The 22,350-nt window shown below is 44.9% G+C and carries 21 protein-coding genes and 1 riboswitch; of the genes, 3 read left to right on the forward strand and 18 right to left on the reverse strand.

Annotated features, from left to right (window positions below; genetic code table 11):
- Position 1: 1 nt before the first annotated feature.
- The 5 genes from NO352_RS11590 to NO352_RS11610 form a co-directional block, all read right to left on the reverse strand.
- On the reverse strand, positions 2 to 433 hold the full coding sequence (locus NO352_RS11590; protein ID WP_005549978.1) for a DUF350 domain-containing protein: 432 nt from the start codon (positions 431 to 433) through the stop codon (positions 2 to 4).
- Between the two features lie 186 nt (positions 434 to 619).
- Positions 620 to 1,297, reverse strand: a complete 678-nt coding sequence (locus tag NO352_RS11595) for a PspA/IM30 family protein (protein WP_005549977.1) — start codon at positions 1,295 to 1,297, stop codon at positions 620 to 622.
- Positions 1,298 to 1,558: 261 nt separating this feature from the next.
- On the reverse strand, positions 1,559 to 1,906 hold the full coding sequence (gene lpdD / locus NO352_RS11600) for a prenylated flavin chaperone LpdD (RefSeq protein WP_005549974.1): 348 nt from the start codon (positions 1,904 to 1,906) through the stop codon (positions 1,559 to 1,561).
- 36 nt (positions 1,907 to 1,942) lie between these two features.
- Complete coding sequence (locus NO352_RS11605) at positions 1,943 to 2,878, reverse strand: dihydroorotate dehydrogenase (protein WP_163977601.1); 936 nt, start codon at positions 2,876 to 2,878, stop codon at positions 1,943 to 1,945.
- Positions 2,859 to 3,560, reverse strand: coding sequence for a dihydroorotate dehydrogenase electron transfer subunit (locus NO352_RS11610; protein ID WP_005549971.1), 702 nt, complete (start codon positions 3,558 to 3,560; stop codon positions 2,859 to 2,861). The genes NO352_RS11605 and NO352_RS11610 overlap by 20 nt, the downstream gene beginning before the upstream one ends.
- Positions 3,561 to 3,947: 387 nt before the next feature.
- On the opposite strand from NO352_RS11610, the gene NO352_RS11615 reads away from it, so the two are divergent.
- Positions 3,948 to 5,096: a polysaccharide deacetylase family protein gene (locus NO352_RS11615; protein WP_289355726.1), complete on the forward strand. Its 1,149-nt coding sequence runs from the start codon at positions 3,948 to 3,950 to the stop codon at positions 5,094 to 5,096.
- An 80-nt stretch (positions 5,097 to 5,176) separates the two neighbouring features.
- Here NO352_RS11615 and NO352_RS11620 read toward each other — a convergent pair whose 3' ends face one another.
- From NO352_RS11620 to NO352_RS11675, 12 genes are all read right to left on the reverse strand, one after another.
- A complete protein-coding gene (locus NO352_RS11620) occupies positions 5,177 to 5,890 on the reverse strand; it encodes a 3D domain-containing protein (RefSeq protein ID WP_005549969.1) in 714 nt (237 codons plus the stop codon).
- Between the two features lie 2 nt (positions 5,891 to 5,892).
- A riboswitch (cyclic di-AMP (ydaO/yuaA leader) is annotated at positions 5,893 to 6,061 on the reverse strand.
- Between the two features lie 245 nt (positions 6,062 to 6,306).
- Positions 6,307 to 7,029 carry an amino acid ABC transporter ATP-binding protein gene (locus NO352_RS11625; protein WP_005549967.1) on the reverse strand — a complete coding sequence of 241 codons (723 nt, stop codon included), beginning with the start codon at positions 7,027 to 7,029 and terminating at the stop codon, positions 6,307 to 6,309.
- Positions 7,022 to 7,678 carry an amino acid ABC transporter permease gene (locus NO352_RS11630; protein ID WP_005549965.1) on the reverse strand — a complete coding sequence of 219 codons (657 nt, stop codon included), beginning with the start codon at positions 7,676 to 7,678 and terminating at the stop codon, positions 7,022 to 7,024. Before NO352_RS11630 ends, NO352_RS11625 begins: the two co-directional genes overlap by 8 nt.
- A gap of 154 nt (positions 7,679 to 7,832) precedes the next feature.
- Positions 7,833 to 8,621: a transporter substrate-binding domain-containing protein gene (locus NO352_RS11635; protein ID WP_005549963.1), complete on the reverse strand. Its 789-nt coding sequence runs from the start codon at positions 8,619 to 8,621 to the stop codon at positions 7,833 to 7,835.
- A gap of 183 nt (positions 8,622 to 8,804) precedes the next feature.
- Positions 8,805 to 10,646, reverse strand: coding sequence for a sensor histidine kinase (locus tag NO352_RS11640; protein ID WP_289355727.1), 1,842 nt, complete (start codon positions 10,644 to 10,646; stop codon positions 8,805 to 8,807).
- A gap of 45 nt (positions 10,647 to 10,691) precedes the next feature.
- Positions 10,692 to 11,210 carry a response regulator gene (locus NO352_RS11645; protein WP_262866692.1) on the reverse strand — a complete coding sequence of 173 codons (519 nt, stop codon included), beginning with the start codon at positions 11,208 to 11,210 and terminating at the stop codon, positions 10,692 to 10,694.
- Positions 11,211 to 11,401: 191 nt separating this feature from the next.
- Positions 11,402 to 12,847, reverse strand: a complete 1,446-nt coding sequence (locus tag NO352_RS11650; protein ID WP_163977455.1) for a sensor histidine kinase — start codon at positions 12,845 to 12,847, stop codon at positions 11,402 to 11,404.
- Positions 12,826 to 13,524 carry a response regulator transcription factor gene (locus NO352_RS11655; protein ID WP_005549959.1) on the reverse strand — a complete coding sequence of 233 codons (699 nt, stop codon included), beginning with the start codon at positions 13,522 to 13,524 and terminating at the stop codon, positions 12,826 to 12,828. The genes NO352_RS11650 and NO352_RS11655 overlap by 22 nt, the downstream gene beginning before the upstream one ends.
- Positions 13,525 to 13,551: 27 nt before the next feature.
- Positions 13,552 to 14,853 carry a hypothetical protein gene (locus tag NO352_RS11660; RefSeq protein ID WP_268599875.1) on the reverse strand — a complete coding sequence of 434 codons (1,302 nt, stop codon included), beginning with the start codon at positions 14,851 to 14,853 and terminating at the stop codon, positions 13,552 to 13,554.
- A gap of 230 nt (positions 14,854 to 15,083) precedes the next feature.
- On the reverse strand, positions 15,084 to 15,695 hold the full coding sequence (locus NO352_RS11665) for a DUF3298 and DUF4163 domain-containing protein (RefSeq protein WP_005549957.1): 612 nt from the start codon (positions 15,693 to 15,695) through the stop codon (positions 15,084 to 15,086).
- A gap of 126 nt (positions 15,696 to 15,821) precedes the next feature.
- Positions 15,822 to 16,550 carry a phosphonate ABC transporter ATP-binding protein gene (locus NO352_RS11670; protein WP_005549956.1) on the reverse strand — a complete coding sequence of 243 codons (729 nt, stop codon included), beginning with the start codon at positions 16,548 to 16,550 and terminating at the stop codon, positions 15,822 to 15,824.
- 125 nt (positions 16,551 to 16,675) lie between these two features.
- Positions 16,676 to 17,857, reverse strand: a complete 1,182-nt coding sequence (locus NO352_RS11675) for an MFS transporter (protein WP_289355728.1) — start codon at positions 17,855 to 17,857, stop codon at positions 16,676 to 16,678.
- A 125-nt stretch (positions 17,858 to 17,982) separates the two neighbouring features.
- Between NO352_RS11675 and NO352_RS11680 the strand changes: the two genes are divergently transcribed.
- Positions 17,983 to 18,903: an ArsR/SmtB family transcription factor gene (locus tag NO352_RS11680; protein ID WP_005549951.1), complete on the forward strand. Its 921-nt coding sequence runs from the start codon at positions 17,983 to 17,985 to the stop codon at positions 18,901 to 18,903.
- An 87-nt stretch (positions 18,904 to 18,990) separates the two neighbouring features.
- Positions 18,991 to 19,767 carry an HAD family hydrolase gene (locus tag NO352_RS11685; protein ID WP_289355729.1) on the forward strand — a complete coding sequence of 259 codons (777 nt, stop codon included), beginning with the start codon at positions 18,991 to 18,993 and terminating at the stop codon, positions 19,765 to 19,767.
- Positions 19,768 to 19,880: 113 nt separating this feature from the next.
- On the opposite strand, the gene NO352_RS11690 is transcribed toward NO352_RS11685, so the two are convergent.
- A complete protein-coding gene (locus NO352_RS11690; RefSeq protein WP_289355730.1) occupies positions 19,881 to 22,250 on the reverse strand; it encodes a type IA DNA topoisomerase in 2,370 nt (789 codons plus the stop codon).
- Between the last annotated feature and the right edge of the window lie 100 nt (positions 22,251 to 22,350).

Below are 22,350 nucleotides of genomic sequence, written 5' to 3' on the forward strand. Positions count from 1 at the left end.
GTTATACACAGGCTGCGATAATTAGCGCGCCGACCACATGAAGCGATCCTGCCACAAGTGCATAGGACATATTTCCTTCCTTCGTTCCGACTTCTAAGTTCATATTGAATACAGAACGGAACAACAAGCGGACAAGAAGCTCTAGAATGAGCAAAATAATAAATGAGAAGAGAGACATCATTAATGCCTCGCCTAAGCTGTAAGCGACGCGAATAGAACTAGACAAAATATAGCCTTGGGAGAACAGCTTCATAATAAAGCGAGTCGTCACCGCTACATTACCTTGTCTCATCTCATGAATATCTTTGTATCCTGTAAAAAAGGAGTCTACAATCATGAGAATGAATAAGAGCACCGCTCCAATGGCTGTCCACACTGCAATTCTCGGGACATTTTCCAGTAAGACAGACCAATTTTCTAATCCGAAACTCAATTCGAATCCTCCTTCACTGCTCCAATAACGAATACCTTCCTAAGCGAAGTTTGTCCAGATTGAGCAGTCTCGTATAAAAGTTTGTTCTCTTCATTGTATCGAATTTATCCTAACATATACCTTGATGGAGAATAAAGAAAGACGCTTGCACATCAGATAACAAGCGTCTTCTATATCCGATTCCGATTATTCGGCAGATTTATCGTACTTCTTCATCAGGGCTGCCAATTCATCCTCGACACCTTTATCCTTTGTCAAGCTCGCGAACTCATCATCCAATGACTTGCTTCCCGCTCCGCGAATTTCATTGCTCGCTTCAGCCTGAGCTTCCATTTGCAGCATTTTGTCTTCCATGCGTTTCAAGCCTGACATAGCAGTATCGGAGCTGAATCCCGCCATCGCTTTGTTGATTTCTGTTTGTGCCTTCGCAGCGTTGATACGAGCAACCAACGTTTCACGCTTGTTTTTCATATCTGTGTATTGCTTGCGCATTTCTTCCAGCTTCGCGCGAAGGGCATCTGCAGAAGCTTTATTTTGATCATAGCTTGCTTTATATTCATTCATTTTCGCTTCAGCAGCTTTTTTCTCTTCCAACGCACGGCGTGCCAATTCAATATTATCAGCTTGAACTGCAATTGCGGCTTGCTCAGCGCGCTTATTCACAAGAGCCTCTTGCTCCTCATAAGATTGTTTGAAGCGTTTCTCGATCGCGATTTGCTGTGCGACTGCGCGTTCTGCTTCTTCCAAATCCTCTTGCATATCGCGCAAATATTGATCCGTCATCTTAATCGGATCTTCCGCCTTTTCAATCAAAGCATAAATATTGGACATCGTTAAATCACGCAAACGTTTAAATACGGACATTGTATATTTCCTCCTTTGAGTTGCATAACCATTGAAACAAAATACGTGTGATTTACTATTATGTTTCATTACACATTCATACGAATCAGTTCTAAAGTTGTTTCAAAAAAACAAAAAAATCCTATCTCTATTTTATATGGAAAAGTGGAATTTTGTATACACCCATCGTAGCACAACAAAAAGAATCAAAATTGAATGGAAAACAATATAAAAAAGAAGATCAGGAAACCCCGATCTTCTCTCTCAGACGCTCAACTTGCTCTATTTCATTGCAGACAATGTAAGTAAAAATTGCTTCCAAGCGCGATCAACAACAGCTTCAATCTCTGATGTTGTAAGATGATCATAGTGAATGCCTGCACAGACCGTTACCGTTGCTTGCAGTTCCTGTGCAGCCTGTTGAGCCATAGGTTCAGTTAATACATATTCCTTATGACCCGGAACCTTGTTCGTCTGCACTACCCATTCCTGCTGATCCGTCCCCTGCCCCTTGTATGCAGTGGATACGGCACCAATATGCTGATCCCCACCACAAATCGTGAACAGATAATCCCTACCGATTTTTTGGAACTGGATGCTCAGATCTTCCCCCGGCTGTAGCTGATTCATACCAATTCGCGCCCCCTCATTTTAGCCGCTTGAACCTTATCTAATAATGCCGCGAATTTCATCCAAACTATGAATGTTCTCCATTTCCATAAAGCTCTGAAGTCCAGCCAAAAGCTCTTCCCCCGCACGCAAATTCATAAAGTTATAAGTACCAACCTGTACGACTTCGGCTCCTGCCATAATAAACTCGATAATATCCGAGGCCGACGCAATTCCACCCATTCCCATAATCGGAATGGACACCTGCTGTGCAACCTGATGAACCATTCGCAGCGCTATTGGCTTAATAGCTGGACCAGACAAGCCCGCATACGTATTTGAAAAAATGCTGCGACGCTGATAAATATCTATTTTCATGCCGGAGAACGTATTAACCAAGGAGACGCAGTCGGCTCCCTCATCCTCACACATGACTGCCATTTCTACAATATTTTCTGCGTTTGGAGACAGTTTCACAGCAAGAGGCAACGAGGTAACTTGACGAACCTCGCGAATAACCTCTCTTGCAACTTCTGTTTTAACACCGAAAGCAATTCCGCCTTCTTTTACATTTGGGCATGAAATGTTCAGTTCAATCATATCCACGGCCCGAACTTTTGCTTTTCGGCGCTCCTCAGCATCCTTCGTTATCTTCAGGGCCCCGATTACATATTCTTCAATGTTGCTGCCGCCCAGATTTGCGATTTTAACCGGTTCAATGGTCTCCCAAAATTTCATTTCTTCTGTCAGGAATGCATCGATGCCTGGATTTTCAAGTCCTACACTATTCATCATTCCGCCAGGTGTTTCCCATACTCTGGCACCGTTATTCCCCTTACGTGGATGGAGGGTAAGCCCTTTGCAGGAGATGCCGCCCAGCTTGTTGATATCATACAATTTGGCATATTCTTGTCCAAAGCCAAAAGTCCCCGATGCCATCACAATCGGATTGTTGAACGGAATTCCGGCCACATTACAAGCTAAGTTCCGCATGCCATTCCACCTCCTCCGCTAAAAATACAGGCCCGTCCGCACATACTTTGCGGTTGCCGTTTTTATTCATTACTGTGCACACATAACATGCTCCGATTCCACAAGCCATCCGTTTTTCAAAAGAAACATATACTTTCGTATCCAAGCCTTCTGCTTGTAAAGCGATCGCCTTCATCATACCGAGTGGACCGCAAACAAGCACATTGTCATACTTGCTCAAGTCAATGTCATCAAGCAGATTTCCGTTTACGCGAACCACTAATTCGTTTGCATATGGTTCGTAAACTTCCGTTAAATAAGATTGTCCTCGGAAGCCGAGATAAATATCCGGTTTATCCAGCTGCTTCGCTGTATACAATAAGGGTGCAATGCCTATACCGCCTCCGATTAGCGCAGTTCGTCCTTTAACGTGGGGGAAACCATTGCCGAACGGCCCTTCCAGCTGTATACGGTCTCCTTCACGAAGCTGTGCAAACAATCGTGTGCCTTCTCCTGCAATTTTGTACAGGAATTGAATGCGATCCCGCTCCAGATTACAAATACTGATTGGACGAGACAGAACGGGTGCCATATTCCAGGCTCGCAGCATATAGAATTGTCCCATTCTTGCTTGAAACTGACCCTCCACCGTCATGAGGTAAATGCCTTCAGAGATGCGTTCGTTGGAAAGAATCGTATACACAAGTATGCTCCTTTTTTCACGAGTAAGGATAGTCTGCATCCTTCTCACGTTATTATTGAGACGTGCAGATTCCTGCTCGTAAGAAAAGCCCCACCCTACTGTGGCGGCCCGATATGGCCTATTTAAAGCTTTTCTCACCTTTACAACTCTACTATGCCTGTTCTAAACCTCCCCCTACTGTGACACATATCACAAATCAGTCATCATTATGACAATGGTTTCGCAAATTTTCAGAATATTAGCAAGAAGTTACAAGTCGTGCTTGAAACAGCTGCCTGTACAATGAGATTAATTCCCTGTCACTGTTGAATGATGATTGGGGCATATTTCTTTACCCCCAAGGACATAACAAGAACATTGATGTCTACGGAATGGGGGAATGGCACTATGCGAAATAAACAAATTTGTTTATCTGTATTATCTTTGTGCTTGCTCGCAGTAGCTGGCTGCTTCGCTCGCCAACAGGAAGCGCCATCCATACCCAATCTTCCTCCGATCAAGCCCAATCAAACGCAATCAGAATCAATCCATTCATCAACTGAAAGCCTGTGGACGAAAGATCGCACTCATTCTGTCCCCCGCATTTTCAAGGCTGGATCAGAGACCACCCATTCTCAAAGCTACAATAGCTTACATGGGACAACTGGATTAGAAACGATTCATTTGCCAAAGTTCACCGTTACGACGGAGCAGACAGAACGCAAAGAACTGAAAAAGAAGCAGGCGCAATCTCATTCTAGACAACAAATAGAAAATGATTCGAATGCTCGCAAGCAAACTTGGCAAAAATCGAGCACATCTCAATCTGCAGCACAAACTTCGCAATCTTCACGTTCTAGCATGCATAAAATGAAGAAACGACAGCTCACAATTGCAGAGCTTAGGGTGAAGTATCCGCATATTTTCAAATTAAATGCAAAGCAACGTCGAGGCGAACGACAAGTTGCCCTTACCTTCGATGACGCACCAGATAATCGAATTACACCGCTTGTCTTGGATATATTGAAGGAGCACAATATACAAGCCACCTTCTTCCTTGTAGGCACTCGTGCCAAGGCATATCCGAAGTTGGTCGAACGTATGGTTCGCGAAGGCCATATCATCGGCAATCATTCGTACAACCATCCGTTGTTGACGAGGCTCACGCTTCCTGCCTTTGAGCATCAGTTAAAGGATACGGAACGGATTATTGAGCAGTCTATCGGATATAAACCGCGTTATTTCCGTCCGCCATATGGCGAGATAAATGAGGAGCAACTGCGATGGGCAGGAGATAACGGGTACTTGGTCGTCAATTGGGACGTAGATTCAAATGACTGGAGAGGTTTGAGCGCATCACACATATTGCAGAATGTCATGCGTGAAGTTCGTCCAGGCTCCATTATTTTGCAGCATGCAAGCGGTAGCACACAGAATGGGTATTTGCATGGAACCGTAAAGGCACTCCCTTCTATAATTAAGCAGTTAAGGGAGCGCCAATATGAATTCGTTACCTTACCGGATTTGCTTCAGGATCAGAAGGAGAAGAAGGAGTAAATAAAACAAGCCCCGCCGAATGGCGAGGCTTGTTATTCAATTGCTGGTATTAAGTATGATCTACTTTATAATAGTAGATATTATTTCAACACGTACACTTTTACGTCTTGCACGCCGAATGTGTTGCCTGTCTGTTTACTTACCGGTACAAAAATGTCAACCTTTTTCCCCTTGATTGCACCGCCGGTATCTGTAGCTACCGCAACCATTCCGCCTGTTGGCAAGTGTTTGAAATCATATCCCGTAATATACAATTTCGTACCCAGTGGAATGACTTTTGGATCCACTGCAACTGTACCAAGTTTCAATGCGTTGCCCAAAGCATCTACCGCACCCCATTTTCCGTTTTCACTCGGATGGGCCGTATATGCTGTAGCACGCATATTTAATGTCTTTTTATATGTTGCTGTACGTCCTGAGGACATTTGAACCACATTTTTAGGAGCAGCCTGTTGAACTGCCTTTTCATTATTTGAAGCCGAAGCCGTCTTCACTGCCTGTCCGTTATTATTTGCTCCACCCAAAGCATTACCGACTGGCATACCTTCCAATACAGACTTTTGAACAACAGGTCCTGGAAGCTCGATGGAAAGACCACCATACAAATTTTTAGGATTGATTGTCGGATTTGCCGACAATACAGATTCAACACTCATGTTGTATTTCTTAGCAATTGAATAAAACGTTTCTCCCTCTATTACCGTATAGGGCTCCGCCTGTGCCGGCAAAATTTGAAGAATGGACGCAAGTCCAAGTAAAGCAGCTGTAATCGTTACTGTAATTCTTTTACGCATGTTTTCCTCCTGTGCATTAGCCTGCGGGGTTAGTTGTCGGATTCGGGTCAAGGAGTTCCCCTACGCTATTCCATTTGCGGAATAAGCGATTCACCCCAAGGTGTTCGGTAAAATATTGAACACCGGTCAATAGTCCCCCGTACGGGTGTGTCGTTTCGGCTCGGATTGCATCATATCACAATTTTGTAACCTGTGCGCAGGAATATGATGGTAAGTTTCTGGAACCCGCGCCCCCCAATGGTTTGAAGCTTCGAAATTTTTTTATTTCATAACAAATTTGTAATCCCAGATGACATTTTTGTAATCTTTATAGACCTATCATAACACATATTTCTGATTTGTAAACGAAAACGCTTTCAAATGGACTTAACAAAAATAGGCACCCCTGATTTGGATGCCTTTGTGATGTAAGCTATTTATAAAACTCTACTTAAGAAATCTTTCGTTCTTGCATGTGCCGGCTGGTTGAAAAGCTGCTGTGGAGAGCCTTCCTCCACAATATTGCCGCCATCCATGAACAGAATCCGATCTCCCACCTCTCTTGCAAAGTTCATTTCATGAGTTACAATGACCATTGTCATTCCTTCTGCAGCTAATGATTTCATAACCTCAAGAACTTCACCAACCATCTCTGGATCTAACGCAGACGTTGGCTCATCGAACAACATTACATGAGGCTGCATAGCAAGCGCACGAGCAATGGCTATACGCTGCTTCTGTCCTCCGGACAGTTGTCTTGGATAAGCATTTGCCTTATCTGCCAGTCCAACCTTGCCAAGCAGTTCAATTGCCAGTTTTTTAGCATCGGCTTCAGGCACACTTTTGACCTTGATCGGTGCAAGTGCAATATTTTGGAGCACAGTCATATGAGGAAATAAGTTGAATGATTGAAAAACCATTCCCATTTTCTCACGTGTCTTATTTATATTATGTGACTTGTCCGTGATGCATTGACCTTCAAATAATATGTCACCTTTGGTTGGTGTTTCCAGCAAATTAATGCAACGAAGGAGCGTACTCTTTCCAGATCCACTTGGACCAATAACTACTACCACTTCACCGCGATCGATTGACAAGTTGACACCCTTTAAAATATCTAATTTACCATACGATTTGTGCAAATTCCGAATCTCAATCATGCTCGCTCAACTTCCTTTCCAAACGTGCTACCACTTTCGATAATGTAAAGGTTAAAATCAGGTAGATACATGCCGCTCCCAGCAGCGGCCCCATAGCCGAATAGATTTTGGCACGGATGATGTTTGTCTCAAACATCAAGTCCGCAATCCCGATCGTACTTACAATCGAAGTTTCCTTAATGATCGTAATAAATTCGTTCCCAATCGCCGGTATAACGTTGCGAAATGCTTGTGGAAGGACGATCAGCCGCATTCCCATCGACTTGGACATGCCGAGTGAACGAGCTGCTTCCAACTGTCCATGGTCAATAGATTGAATGCCTGCTCGGAAGATTTCAGCCAGATACGCTCCACTATTCAAGGAGAGGGCAATTGCCCCAGATGTCAAAGCCGTAAACTCTACACCATATTCCGCGAGACCATAATGAATGATGAATAATTGTACAAGCAGTGGTGTTCCACGGAATACTTCAATATAAGTCACTGCAAACCATTTCAGCGGCTTAATTTTCGACATTCGCATTAGTACAATGGTGACACCCAATAACAGCCCGAATAAGACAGATATCGCGGACAACAGCACCGTAATGCCAGCACCAGATACAAACCCTAATTTATATTTCCATAACATGTCGATCCAATCGAACATGACAACCTACCCCTTCCCTACGCATAACGGCTCATAATCTGTATTTCTTCTATAATAAAGAGAAAACGCCCCTCACTGGTTGGATTCCCAAGAGGAGCGAACACGTCACATACGTAAAAGCATTGACCGTCATTGTTAAGCGACAGCCGCTGTTTTATTGCTGTTCCGCCAGTTGTACCGCTTGTGTAATATATTCGTCCAGTTTCCCCTGCTGCTTCAAGCGTTCAAGCGTTTTATTCACTTCATCGCGCAGCTTCACGCTGCCCTTGCGAACACCGATCACATACCCTTCGCTCGCTGGCTTCAGCTCAACAGGCGCGACAGCAACCTCCTTGCGGTTTGCCGCAAATGCAGCTGCTACAGGCTTCTCAACGACAACCGCTTCTAAGCGATTTGCTTCCAACGCCAGCACGAGATCATTTACTTTATCCAGCATTTCCTTCTTTGCATCTGGAATTTGCTGTATGACATTCTCGAATGTCGATCCGAGCTGTACGCCAACTTTTAGTCCCTTCAAATCCTCAGGTGTCTTGTACTTGTCCTTATCAGCTGCACGTACAATGACTCCAGCTTCCGCCAAATAATAGGGTGTAGAGAATTCCATTGCGTTTTCCCGTTCAGGCGAAGGATCCAACCCCGCGATGGCAATGTCGATCTTGCCTGTTTTTAATTCCTCAGGCAGCGTCGTTAAAGATGTATCCTTAATCTCTAACTCTACGCCCAAATCCTTCGCAATTTCCTTTGCTATCTCAATATCGAATCCGACAATTTGATCCTTGCCGTCTACCGTTTTGCGAAATTCAAATGGTGGATAGTCAGCACTCGTGCCAAGTACCAGTTTCTTATTTTCTTGAACAGTTGCTAGACGGTCTTCTTTAGCACCGCAGCCAACTAATAAGGATAAAATGAGTGTGCATGCCGCAACAATTTTCAGTGATTTCATATCCTTCAACCCCGCTCATCATTTATGTGATTTCCCCGCTCGCAATTGGTGAGGTAACATCATTATACACATATATGCATAGTTATACAACCATTTTTTCGCAGGCTCATTACAACAAAATAGAGTAATAGTGCATAATTCTTTCATTTTATAATACATCGGTCAATTATGGTAATATAGAGGCTACAAATCATTCTTTTTTTGAGTTAGTGGCAAACGGATGGTAATCAAGGTTCGTCCCGGTGAGGATTGAATGACCAGTTGCCCTTCATGGCGCTCCACAATGCTGTAGCAAATGGACAATCCGAGCCCAGTCCCCTTTTCCTTCGTTGTGACAAATGGGGTACCTGCTGTATGCAATACATCTTGTGTAAAGCCAGGACCTTCATCTTCCACCTCTAGAACTACTGTGCCCTCTTCAGAACGAGTCCGAATGGTAAGAACCTGATTTTCATCCATTGCCTCAAGGCCATTACGGATGAGATTATGCAGAAGCTGCCTAATCTCCTTCTCATCCATTTCCATTTGAGGAACCAGAGCTAGATCCAATCGAATATCCTGGCAGCTCGCGGATGCTGTCGCTTGAACCAGCGGGTATAATTGTCTAATGATTTCATTCATACAATGGGGGCGGAACTGAGCAATCTTATGTTTGGCCAGGGACAAATATTCAGTAATGATCGAATTTGCACGCTCAATTTCCTCCAACATCGTATGAAAGTAAAGATGTTCATTCGCATGCTCCGGTTTATTGCGCAGAAGCTGCAAAAATCCCTTTATAGTCGTTAGCGGGTTCCGTATTTCATGACCGATTGCAGCAGCCATCTCCCCCACAACCTGCAAAGCGCTCATACGCTTTATTTCCTGTTCCATCTTAGCCTTCTGACGCAATGCTTCGCTCATTCGATTCATATCAGAGCCAAGCATGCAAAATTCGTTATTTGAGTCGATGCAAACTGTACCTTCATAGTTCCCGTTTGCAATTCGGTGTGAGGCACTCACTAATTGATCCAGCGGAAATACGATCAGTCTGCGTATCCACCAGTTCATAAGGAAATAAATCGCTACAATATTAACGCTAATCGTGGTCAGTGTGACAATCCATACATGAATAAGTACATTGTTGATTACACTCGCAGGCAGCATAATCATCGCTCTCCAGTTCGCTTCCTCCAGCGTTACAGAACTTACATACATTGAATTTCCATGATAATCATCCAAAATAAAGGCATCCTGTTGATCTCCTAATTTGCGCAGCAAAGAAACTGCATCTTCATTAAGATCAGTGTATATATTGTCATAAACGCTTCTATCTTTGTCAGGGTCGTATAGTAAATCACCTTGAAGGGTAATTAGTAGAATCTTGCTGTTGGGGTGCACACTTAGCTTACTTGCTAACTGCTTCAAATCGCCATACCGTATATCAACTCCGGCTACACCGAGCAGTGTGCCTCTTGAATTGTATATAGGTGTGCTGATGGATATCATTGGTTGGTTGAGATAAGGGTCGATATAAGATGCTGTCAGGTGGGTTCCATTCTTCTTTACGGCACCATGATAATAGTCATATCGCGGATCGTCTCGATACTGGGGCAATGACTCATCCACATGATCTTGTCTATAAAAATTTCGAAGCTGGCCTGCCTCATCGTATCCATACCATGATGCAAATTTGTCTGCCCATCGAGAACTGGATTGCATCGTAAACCAATAGCCAAATAAAAGCTCATTAGGCTGACTCGCATACCATTCCGTCACTTGGTCTAACTTGGCTTTAATACGACTAGAAGTACCGAATATGCCTTGAATGATTCTCGCATAGGTTTCTACCATAAGCTTGTGGTGACGAATGGCCGCTTCAACTTCATTAGCGGCCATTCTAGCTTGGTTCAAATAATTGTTTTGCAGGCTTGTTTCAATGATCGAGCGTATAGCTTCATAGGAAAAAGAAAAAATAATGGCTAACGCAGCCACTAGTGTTATCACTATGCGGGCGCTAAGCTGACTTTGTATCGTTCTAAACATAACATCCTCCGATTGACAATTGTCAGGACGAGATAACGCTGTCAGTTATAGTCTGGATGATATGTACGCTCGCAGCTCTTCCAGGTCGAATGGCTTCGAAAAGAAACCAATCGCACCAGCCGCCTTCGCTTCGTTGACTTTGTCCGCATCACTATAAGCAGACATCATGATAACCTCGGTATCTGGACGCATCGTACGAACCGTATGCAGAACATCCAGCCCATTCATATCAGGCAGGCTAACATCCATAAGCACAATTCTGCTCGGACATTCCCGCATCGAGTCTAGCGCTTGCTCTCCCGTCTCTGCCTCTCTTACCTCTAGCGGCAGCTCTTCCAGCGCTTCCTTCAATAGAATGCGGATAGACAGCTGATCTTCTACAACAAGTATAGAACAATGGCTCGCCACATCCTGTCCTTCGTCCATATCCCTGTGATTGGGCGAACTGTTGACTGCTATAGCTGGAGCTTGTTCAAGTGAACGGGGACGCTGCTTACTTATAAAGTATAAATAAATAATAAATGGGACAGACGCGGAAAATAACACGAAAAAAAATAGTTCCACAATCCTATCCTCCTTCCGATGAGGACGACAACAATCGAGTTATTACGACAACGATAAGGATGATTATGATTCATATTATAGTATGTTTTGTCGAAGTAAGATATGCTATTTTCTTATTTTTCCGAAAAAAAAGACCTTTACATGAAAATTATCACGTAAAGGTCTCATGAACAGGAATTTTACAACAAAAATCATGAATCCATAGATTGTTCTGTTTCAATCGGCATCCGAATTGGCAAAGAGACGATAACAGTCGTCCCTACACCAGGTTCACTTTCAATGGACATTTCTCCTCCATGAGCCTTAACTAACTCGTATGTGATGGCAAGCCCCAATCCAGTACCGCCATGACTAGGATTAACCTGATAGAACTTGTCCATTACTTTAGTCAAATGTTCTTCGCTTATCCCGATTCCCTGATCCACAATCCGAACAACCACCTTTTCAGCATCCCAAGAGGTGTGAATCGTGATTACAGATTCTTCTGGCGAAAACTTGACCGCATTATCAATTAAATTCAAGAAAACCTGCTTTAAACGATTCGGATCGGCGTTCAGCATCTGCTCATTTCCTCTAACCCGCTCTTCCAATCGAATTTGCTTCTTCTCGGCCTTCATTTTTACTTGTAGGATCGTGTCTTCGATAATCGTAGCGATGGACACTTGTCGCCAATGGAATTGCAGCTTATTCTCTTGCAGCTTTGAGAAGTCAAGCAATTCCTCAACAAGCCCAATTAATCGATCAGTTTCCTTATGAATAACATTCAAGCCCAACTTCGTTTCCTCTTGATCGAAGGAACCAGACAACAGAGTTTCGCTCCATCCCTTGATCCCCGTTAATGGCGTCCGCAATTCATGAGAGATGGAAGATACAAAATCATTCTTCAATTGATTGCTTCGAACAATCTCCTGAGCCATGAAGTTGAGCGTTTTAGACAGCTCCCCAAGCTCATACTTGTATCCATCCTTGGCCCTGACGTCGAATCGCCCGCGTGCCATCTGAGCCGACACAGCTGTTATTTCGTTGATCGGCTTTACAATCGAATTAGCCAAACCAAGACTAATAACCAAGACGATAATTAATATGGTTATAGACACCAATATGGATACGAGTACGATACTATTCAACTGGCTGTTCACGACTTCCAATGAGGTTACAAGTCGGACAATGTAGCTGATATTGCCTCGCTCAAACAATGGTGCAGACACTGCCATAATTGATTCACCAGTTCCAGGCTGTTTGCCTATCCAATGCTCAATCTTACTTTGCTGCGCGCTGAGAACATCTAGCGTTCCGATCGGCTTGTCTACTCGAAACCCGCTTGAGGAAATGAGCACTTTTCCCGTTCGATCCAAAATCTGAACTTCAGCACCGCGTAATTTGAACAGTTCTAACAGCTCTGGCAATAAACCTTGGTCATTTTCACTAGAGCTTAAGTTGATATATTGCTGATAATATCTTGTCGTTACAGATGCATGATTCGTTAAATTGCTGGATACGGAATCATAATAATAGGTCCGCACAGAGATGAGGAAGACCACTTCCAGCATCAGCATCGTCATAAAGACAACGATGAAGTAATGCATGACTACCGAGCGGCGTATGCCCGGCTTAATCAAGGAGTTATTCCCTTCCATTTATATCCGTGCCCCCATACCGTTTCCAGGAATCTTGGCGATGATGGCTCATCCTCAATTTTTTGACGCAAACGACGAATGTTCACATCCACAATTTTAGGATCGCCCATGTAATCTTTACCCCATACATGATCAAGCAGCACATCTCGGCTTAATGTCATCTCTTCTTTTTCCATAAAGAACTGAACAAGTGAGAATTCTGTAGGAGTCAGATCAATTGCTTGATTGTTTTTCGTAAACCGCTTCGCAATTAAATCAAGTGAAAACGGTCCAGATTGATAAACTACCTTTTGTGCAGTGTGCTGGTAGGCGCTAACCCTGCGCAGCAAGGACTGAATCCGTGCAACCAGTTCTGTAGGACTGAATGGCTTGCTGACATGATCGTCCGCGCCTACTGACAGGGCATATACTTTATCCTGCTCTTGCACTTTAGCAGTCAAGAAGATGATTCCGAGCCGCTCATTCTGCTCCCTAACGCGTCGGCATACTTCGAATCCATCAATTCCTGGTACCATGACGTCCAGCAGAGCGATATCAATAGTCGGATCGTTCATAATCATTTGATAAGCATCATTGCCGTTATCTGCTTCTACAACATCGAATCCATTCCGTTTCAAATTAATGACAATAAAGCTGCGGATCGATTCTTCATCTTCAAGAATGAGTATTTTCGTCATCGTTACTATCTCCTTACTTCATATCCTTTAAGAATCACTGTCGCTCTTGATAAGTTCCGGTATTTTCGGAATAGCTTTATTCGCTGTAAGCGGCTCCTTGCTATAGATGCCGATGATCTTGTCCCCAAATGAACTTAGATACGTCCATTTTTCTTTGTAGGACTCCCATGCCTCCGGTGTAAAGAAGCGGATGATGGCGAACGTTTCGTTCGTATGCAGATCGACAAAGCGGAGCATTTCATCTTTTTTCGATTTCGTATCCACTGTTACACGTCCATACCATGATTTTGGGAAAGTCAAATGGAAGCGATTCAAATGATCGCGATATTGCTTCTCTACCAGTTTCAAGCCTTGCTGTCCATCCCATTGGAAGAAATTAGTGAAATAAGGAATCTCATACGGCTGATATAATTGATCCCAGCCTTGAGGAGTTTCAGGCTTTCCAATTTCTATAATTCCATCACTGTTCATATCCATGCTAAGAATCTCTTCTTTTTTGTTACCCAAGCCATTCTGAAGCAGCGCCTGGAGCGTTTGATCCTTTTTCATCCCAATGATATCTGTAAGATAGTAATTGGCCCCCGCTATCGCATCAAGCACAATTCCTTTCCGATCCTTCGAAATAAATCCGGAGACCATATTGGTATATGAATTAGCCAAAGATGACAGTTTCAAATCTTGATACTTGATCAGCTTTCCATTCTGATAATCAAACGCACTGAGTTGCGCCGTTTGGCTTTGGCCTGTTCGATTATTCAAAATGAACAATTTATTTTTGCCGCTCTGATCTAGATCATCGATAACGAACTGGGAATATGGCTGTTCGAACATTCGAATCATTTCCGTATCTGTAAATCGATACACAACCAGCCCTTTGTTCAGCTTTGTGTCATTGCTTCCATAACCAACTACGAGCTCCAGATTTTTATCTCCAGTTAGATCCACCAGCTCCACCCGATCCAACTGGGTGCCTTCACCATCGAAGTCGAACACCTTTGTCCATGTGTCCCCTTCTGACTTAAAGATCATCCCATGAATGCGAACGTCCTTGTCTGGCGTCTCGTAGAACACGATTGCTTCTCCCTTGCCGTCATTGTTAAGGTCAGCAATGCGGATCGTGCTTGTATCGTCTGCATTGCGCGGCCGAATGACATTGGCTCCTTCAGGCTTCTGAGAATCAATAATTGATTTTAAATTCGCTTTATCTGCGGACAATCGCGGTTCCTTCAGCATCGATTTAGGATCTTGAACCCACTCACATCCGCTTAGCAGTAAACTTGCCAGTAGAAGGAAGAGCGATGCTTTACGTATTGTTCGCCTTTTTATCATACATGCCATTCCTCCTTTATTGCTTCTATCATTTTGCTTCTTCATGAAATACCAGTGCTAATGCTCAAAATCCGAATTACAGGCATACTCTATTATTATAAAAAAAAAGAGTCACCTAATGGTGACAATCCCGTGACAAACCTTGTATCCTTTTCTACTTTATCAGGAGTACGCCTAGCCGATATCCAAGTTAATAACGATTGCCTGCAAATAAACACCACTTAACACCATTAATACCACAACTTATCGATAATCCCGTTTTCCGCCTTGATGTCCTTTAAGTCATATACGGATATCGGAAAGTACAGGAAACCATATACATAAGCCGCAATCTCATAAAGCTGGAAGAAGAGAACCAGTGCTTTATCCGTCATGTAGAAATCTTGATCAGGCCGTATAGATTTGAATGGCTCAAGTGTTTCGATATCTCTCTCCTTGATCTGGGCAGCCACATGCTTAGACAATACATCCACATATGGGGCTCCCGGCTTGAACAATTCAGGCAGAGACAACAGTTTTCCTGTCTCCGTCTCGAAAGTCAATCCTCGCTGATACGTCATTCCGTGCGCGGCATGATAAGGATAGTCGTAAACACTCAAGGTAAGGCTTAGATATCCTCTTTCGTTTAATTTAATTTCAAACCAGCCCTGCACCTGAATATTTTTCGGATCTTCCTCATAGCCAGAAGTACGAATTAATTCCATGACCTGCTTTTGGATCGTGTGATTCATACGCTCCGCCGCTTGTGGATGCTTCGGATCCACCACGACAGGAACGTACACCTCCAGATTGGGCTTACGAATAACATGAGGCTCGATCGTAATCGGCAATGGATACAGCATAAAAAAGCCACCTCCTACGGATGTATGAATAGTTTAAAGTTGGGCGTTCTTCTTTTCCCACTCTATATCCTATGCACCTTTTAGAGATGGCTTGACAATTGCCTATTTACTTTTGACAAAATAAAACTAAAGAATAAGTGCCTTCTCTGATTGCAGCAGCCGTCTGCCCTTTACATCTACAGCAATCGTACCGTTTTGGAGCCCCCATAAGCGCGTTGCATATTTCTCCGCAAGCTCTACCTGATGGAATACAGCTATAACGATCTTGCGCTGTTTGGCACACAGATCTCGGAATGTCGATAACACAGATTCAGCAGATTGCGGGTCTAAGCCAAGCACGGGCTCGTCCGCAAGCAGCACATCTGCACCATGAACGAGCGCTCTGGCAATAGCAATACGCTGCTTTTCCCCACCGCTCAAATCACCGCACTTCTTGTGAGCCTTGTCCAATAAGCCAAGCTGCTCAATTGTGTCCATTGCCCCCATATAGTCATCAGAACGAACCATCCCTGTTGCCATTCTCCACAGCGGAGTTTGATGGAAGCGTCCGATTAAAACATTCTTCAACGCCTTGCGATTGTCAGATAGTACTGGGTTTTGCTCCAAGTACGCGAATTCCCGCTTTACCTTGCGTCTGCCGTTCCATTGCTGGGCAAATATATCGACTCCGTCAACAATGAACTTTCCGCTCGTCCATCTTTCTTGCAACGCCAGACACTTCAACAGGGTTGACTTCCCGCTTCCGCTTGCGCCTATTACACCAATAAACTCTCCCGGGTGAACCTCAAAGCTAATATTTTTCAATACCTTCTGATCAGGAGGGTATTGCTTCACTAACTGATCTACTTTAATCATCGTCAAGACTCCTCTCCATTCCGACAATGGCCGTTCACTGCTCTTGCGCTGCAAAAGATTATTTATATCGTTCCATAGGTCGCAGCGAATGAAGAACACTACTCTTAGTGTAAGGAAGGCAGCCCCTAACTTGCAAGCGTTTTATTGTGCCGCCTGAATATGAAGCCAAGTAGCGAGAAGCCAATATACCAAATGCCGAGCAAGTAGAACATGCTGCCGACTGATACGTACTGGATGCCGATGCCCGCTAAATTCGGACCAACGATGCTCCCTAAGCTAAAATGTATGGATGCAATCACGTTAGCGGAAGGCAAATATTCCTTCGGCAATATGTCTGCTGCATACGCCAAGCCTAAAGAGAAGAACGAACCTACTAATCCGCCAACAAGCATGAACATTATGAGAATCCCCCAAATATTCGTCCCTGCAAGCGGGATGATAAGGAAGCCAATTCCCCCTAAGATACCGCATCCCATCAGCACTTTTTTCCGATCGATGCGATCACTAAGCATACCTAATGGCAGCTGCAGGATAAGTCCTCCGATCCCGAAGAACGGAAGCAAGTAGGATATCCAATGCTGTTCCATGCCGAGACGCAACGCATACACCGGGAAGTTGCTGTTCATGGAAGCTTCCATATACCCGTATAGGAATGCAGGCAGCAGCGCGAACCATGCCCATTGATAGGAGCGGCGGTAGCGCTTCTCCGGTCTAGATCCGTCTTTCATCATCGCAGCCTGCTCATTTGGCAGCTTCACATATACAATCGCCATGACGATCAAGAACATAAGAACAATCGCGATGAACGGCGCAGAGTCATGTATGGCCAAGAGATTGATGCCTAATGGTCCGAAGCTGAAGCCTACTCCATATGCCATACCATATAATGATATATTTCTTCCCCGTCGATTCGCAGGACTGACAGACACAGCCCAAAGCTGTGTCGCATAGTGCAGCGCACTGTCACCAAGACCTACGACAATCCGCAAAATGAACCATACCCAAATGTTTGGGAATATCGGAAACAATGCTAATGCAATCGTAACCGATACCATGCCAGCAAGCAGCATTTTTTTAAAACCAAGCCGAATGAGTATTCGCTCTACAAGGAACATCATAGAAAACACACCTAAATATAGAGCAGTAGCATTCAGCGCATTCAAGTCAGATGGAACGCCCATTCGTTCCAAGAAGATCGTAAGCAAGGGCAGCAGTAGACCCTGGCTTAAACCTGTAATCATAACGACAATGATGAGAATGATAAATTTCCAAGTTGGGGAATCTGTCGCGTTCCGCCAAGATGCCATTCTTTTAAACCTCCCCATTTCCTCTATCAAATGAACATTTCACAATTATAGTAGACAATGCTATGCAATACAATTCATAATAAACGAAGACAGTCATTGTCATTTACCAAGGAGGCTACGCAGGCATGACCTATCATGTTCGTATCGACTGTTCATCGGTATATGAACTTATTGGAAGCTTCATGCTATTTGTACACCGCAAATGGATTCGCAACGTAGACAACGGCATGACGTGGGTACGTCAAGCAGAGCAAATGATGCCCGCCGAGTGGGACGAGCACGCCCGTCAGATCAAGCGATATTCGTTAACGGATTATGACATGCTGTATGCCATGGCGCTTGAATACGCTGGCGGCAGTCAGATCACCGGGTACATCAAGCATCTGGAACAGGCAACTGAAGAGCAGTGGAAGCTCATTCAGGATCAATATGGTCTGTCCGAGAAGCCTCTCACGAGAGAGAAGTGTCAGCTACACTATGTTCCTGCATTGAAATGCTGGTATGAGCACTATATCTCTCATACATTGCCGCAATGGGAGCCTATTTTGCAGCAAGATGCGCATGAGAAGCGGCTCTTAATGAGCAAAATAAATCCAGAAGAAGTTGTTGAAGTCGCCACAAACGGCATCGTCATCCGCGATGAGCAAAATCAGATTCGCGAGTGTATCCTTGCTCCAATGTGGCATTATCGTCCCATGAATAATACGTGCACCTTCAAAAACAAGCTGCTTGTATTGTACGCAGTGGACGAACCTGAAGAAGATGATTGTATACCATCTCACAACCTTCTCCGCATGACCCAGGCACTTGCTGATCATGAGCGGCTGCAACTGCTGCGCTTCGTCAGTCAAGGTGCACGATCATTCACTGATATTCAGCAGCATCTCGGGTTATCCAAAGGAACTGTGAAGCATCATTTGGCCGTTCTTCGATCCGCTGGATATATACGTACCTATTGGGACGGCAATTCGGAGTCTATTGCTCTTCGTCAGGAAGGGTTGTCCGACTTGTCTGTATTTTTAGAAGATTATGTACAAGTGCAATAGTAACGACTGACAATGTTCGCGTAATGGAAGATCATCGTTATCCTCCTCACGCTTGTCAAGTCTGAAAAGCGCAAGGGGGAAATTATATTGACTACATCAATTCCTAAGCAAACGATACTGTTCGACATGGATGACACACTCATTTATTGCAACAAATACTTTGACATCGTCATCCATCAATTTTTGGATACAATGGCGACATGGTTCAGAACATGGAACATCCCAACTGCGGGGATTAAGTCCATACAATCCCAATTCGATATTGAAGGCGTGCATAAGAACGGCTTTGAGAGCGAGCACTTCCCGCGCTCTCTCATCGGCGCTTATCATCACTTCTCCAACCTTACCGGGAGAGAAACGTCAGATGAAGAAGTCGAATTTCTGCGAAAGCTGGGAATGAGCGTTTACGAAATGGAAATCGAGCCTTATCCAGGTATGGTCGAGACACTAGAACAACTACGGGATGCAGGTCACCGTCTGTATTTATACACTGGCGGAGAGCCTGTTATTCAACAGCGTAAAATTGATCAAATGAAGCTGTCCCAATACTTCGATGATCGCATATTTATCAGGCAGCATAAGACAGCGGAAGCGCTGGCGGACATCGTCGCGGATCAGGACTTCCAGCCTGCCAATACATGGATGATCGGCAACTCGGTTCGTACCGATGTGGAGCCCGGGCTTATGGCTGGCCTAAATGTCATTTATTTAAAACGGCCTAATGAGTGGTTCTACAATGTTGTCGAGATCGAAACAAAGCCACAAGGCGCATTGTATACAATCGAACGGCTCGCGGACGTTCCACGTGTCATCCTAAAGTGGTTGACGTCCCAAGTGCAGAAACCAAGTCAAGTAAAGGCCTAAAGCCATCTAGCAAATAAATAGATCACAGTTCACTGCCGGCTTTAGGCACGGGTTAGGGCGAAAAGCCATGTATAACCGCAGCAGCAATGCTGTGTTGTCATACATGGCTTCCCTCAATCTTCGTAAATCTTCAAATCCCCGCTTGAACGATTGGCGAAGCCCAGTCTCCCTTTGACCGTTGCGTTTCCCTTCGTGAAGTTAAGCCTTTTGGTTGTCCCCTTCTCTAGCAGATCGCGCATCATCACTGCAGATATTGTTTTGCCGATCACCAACTGTTTCTTCCACACGACGAATTTACAGCCCTGTTTGTAGTTCGAGCAGCCAAATCCCTTGCGTCCTTCAATAATCGTTCCGCCGCAACCTTCGCGCGGGCATAGCCCGAATGTTTCCGGCGGCTGCGGTGAACTGCTCGTTCTCGCTTGCCTGCCTCTGTCCGAAATTGTAGAGACTGTTTTACTTGACATAGCGGCATGACTTCGAGCATCATCAGACGTGCCGTTTTTGTCCGTATATGCGCTGGTTCCATTGGATTTTCTGTTTCCCGCTCTTTTTCCAGTTCCTTTGCTCCCAGGCTTCTTGTCAATTTCAATTAGCGCGAGCACGTCAGCCGACACCGGCTTCTGCTTCTCAACGCAATCTATGACATGTAATGTGAACTTACGCACTGCCTCCATGAACACATCCTCGGAAGCCTCACCTCGGGCGATCTGCGTCAATCTGCGCTCCCATTGCCCCGTCATCTCCGGTGAAGTAAGCAGATTAACGCCGGCTCCGCGAATAAGTTCAACCGCAGTCTTTCCCTTCGTTGTCAATGTCAAGCGCTTGCCTGTCATACCGATATAACCAACCTGCTTCAAGCGCTCAATTGTCGCTGCGCGCGTCGCTGGCGTTCCCAGTCCTGCATCCTTCATCGCATCGCGAAGCTCCTCATTATCCAACTGCTTTCCCGCGCTTTCCATTGCCTTCAGCAGCGTACCCTCCGTATACGATTTTGGGGGCTGTGTGGACTTCGGTGCAGTCTCCGCTTCCTTACAATCTACTGGCTGCTCCTTGATCAGCTGAAAGGCATCTTCTTCTCCAAGCTCTACAATCTCTTCTGTCGATGAGGACTTCTCATCGCCATCGTCCTCGTCCTTTTGCTTCGAACGTTTGGTAGTCCGGGCGGATGATTTCTCCTTTAATCCGTCATAGAGATTTTTCCACCCTCGTACTCGCCATTGCTTCATGCTCGTCTTAAAGACGATTTGCTCCACCTCTGTCAGCACCGTATATAACGTGTACTCCGCCACGGGATAGAAATGCGCTAGCATACGGCGCACAATAAGATCATAGATCTTGCCTTCCTCCGAAGACAATGTACCCGGACGCTTCGTCGTCGGAAGGATTGCATGATGATCCTCCACCTTGTCAGGATTGCACACCCCGCGATTGTTACGATGGACTCGTTTCGGATCTGCCTGCCCGGTTAGTGCGGCATACTCCTGCATGTTCCTCAGCATGTTCAGTGCTTGATGCATACCTGCGATATTCTGTTCGGTGACATAGTTCGAGTTCGTGCGCGGGTACGTAATTGCTTTATGTTTTTCATACAAGGCCTGTGCAATGTCTAGGGTCTTTTTCGCAGAATAGCCGTATCGCGCATTGGCATCGCGCTGCAGCAGCGTAAGATCATACAGCTTATAAGGGTATTCTTTGCCTTCCTTCACATTATACTCCGCAATGCGCCCTTCTCTTCCTCTTACCTTATCTGCGATGCTAGTTGCCAGTTGCTCGTCCACGATTCGATCGCCTTGTCTTATCCCTTTGTAGATAACGTCCCCTTGTTGAAAGACAGCCGTTATATCGAAGTACGATTCAGCCTGAAAGGCGGCAATTTCCTGCTCCCGATCATAAATGAGCGCGAGAACAGGCGTCTGCACTCGCCCAACGGACAATAAGGCTTTATGCTTCGTCGTGAAAGCACGTGAAGCATTCATCCCGATAATCCAATCCGCCTCGCTGCGAGCTCTTGCCGCGGCTGTCAGCCGCTCATAATGTTCCGCTCCCTTCAGCTCCTCGAATCCGCGACGTATTGTTTCAGCGGTCAAATCCGAAATCCATAAGCGCTTGACGGGTTGCTTCCACTTATAGTGCTGTTGGATAAGCGCGAAAATATATTGACCTTCCCGCCCTGCGTCACATGCATTCACAACTGTACTGCATTGCTTGGCCAGCTCGCCAATGATCTTCAATTGATCCTTCGTCCGGCGTTCCGCTACGATCTTGAATGCAGACGGGAGGATTGGTAGATCATAGAAGTTCCAACGTTTATATTTGGCATCGTACACTTCAGGCTCAGCTAGTCTGAGCAGATGTCCAATCGCCCATGTAATAATATACCGTTCACCTTCAATATGAGTTCGATGCTTCCGTCCTCTCGGTTCAATGACAGAAGCTATGTTGCGGCCCATATCCGGTTTCTCTGCCACGACAAGCGTCTTCATCCTCTCACCTCTTTCCTTGCACAACAGAAGAAGCCGCGCATTCGACACCTGGCGCAGCTTCTTGCAAACTTACCTATTCCTTATTATTATCTACAACGTC

The organism is Paenibacillus sp. S-12, from assembly GCF_030363895.1.
In the GTDB taxonomy this organism is placed as follows: Bacteria; Bacillota; Bacilli; order Paenibacillales; family Paenibacillaceae; genus Paenibacillus_B; species Paenibacillus_B alvei.

What these genes read in the sequence shown, in the direction of transcription:
- NO352_RS11605 (WP_163977601.1), bottom strand. Translation starts at nt 2,878, where the DNA reads ATGCGGAACTTAGCTTGTAATGTGGCCGGAATTCCGTTCAACAATCCG.
- NO352_RS11655 (WP_005549959.1), bottom strand. Translation starts at nt 13,524, where the DNA reads ATGACGAAAATACTCATTCTTGAAGATGAAGAATCGATCCGCAGCTTT.
- NO352_RS11690 (WP_289355730.1), bottom strand. Translation starts at nt 22,250, where the DNA reads ATGAAGACGCTTGTCGTGGCAGAGAAACCGGATATGGGCCGCAACATA.
- NO352_RS11670 (WP_005549956.1), bottom strand. Translation starts at nt 16,550, where the DNA reads ATGATTAAAGTAGATCAGTTAGTGAAGCAATACCCTCCTGATCAGAAG.
- NO352_RS11675 (WP_289355728.1), bottom strand. Translation starts at nt 17,857, where the DNA reads ATGGCATCTTGGCGGAACGCGACAGATTCCCCAACTTGGAAATTTATC.
- NO352_RS11660 (WP_268599875.1), bottom strand. Translation starts at nt 14,853, where the DNA reads ATGATAAAAAGGCGAACAATACGTAAAGCATCGCTCTTCCTTCTACTG.
- NO352_RS11595 (WP_005549977.1), bottom strand. Translation starts at nt 1,297, where the DNA reads ATGTCCGTATTTAAACGTTTGCGTGATTTAACGATGTCCAATATTTAT.
- NO352_RS11630 (WP_005549965.1), bottom strand. Translation starts at nt 7,678, where the DNA reads ATGTTCGATTGGATCGACATGTTATGGAAATATAAATTAGGGTTTGTA.
- NO352_RS11625 (WP_005549967.1), bottom strand. Translation starts at nt 7,029, where the DNA reads ATGATTGAGATTCGGAATTTGCACAAATCGTATGGTAAATTAGATATT.
- NO352_RS11615 (WP_289355726.1), top strand. Translation starts at nt 3,948, where the DNA reads ATGCGAAATAAACAAATTTGTTTATCTGTATTATCTTTGTGCTTGCTC.
- NO352_RS11680 (WP_005549951.1), top strand. Translation starts at nt 17,983, where the DNA reads ATGACCTATCATGTTCGTATCGACTGTTCATCGGTATATGAACTTATT.
- lpdD (WP_005549974.1), bottom strand. Translation starts at nt 1,906, where the DNA reads ATGAATCAGCTACAGCCGGGGGAAGATCTGAGCATCCAGTTCCAAAAA.
- NO352_RS11640 (WP_289355727.1), bottom strand. Translation starts at nt 10,646, where the DNA reads ATGTTTAGAACGATACAAAGTCAGCTTAGCGCCCGCATAGTGATAACA.
- NO352_RS11620 (WP_005549969.1), bottom strand. Translation starts at nt 5,890, where the DNA reads ATGCGTAAAAGAATTACAGTAACGATTACAGCTGCTTTACTTGGACTT.
- NO352_RS11635 (WP_005549963.1), bottom strand. Translation starts at nt 8,621, where the DNA reads ATGAAATCACTGAAAATTGTTGCGGCATGCACACTCATTTTATCCTTA.
- NO352_RS11665 (WP_005549957.1), bottom strand. Translation starts at nt 15,695, where the DNA reads ATGCTGTATCCATTGCCGATTACGATCGAGCCTCATGTTATTCGTAAG.
- NO352_RS11650 (WP_163977455.1), bottom strand. Translation starts at nt 12,847, where the DNA reads ATGGAAGGGAATAACTCCTTGATTAAGCCGGGCATACGCCGCTCGGTA.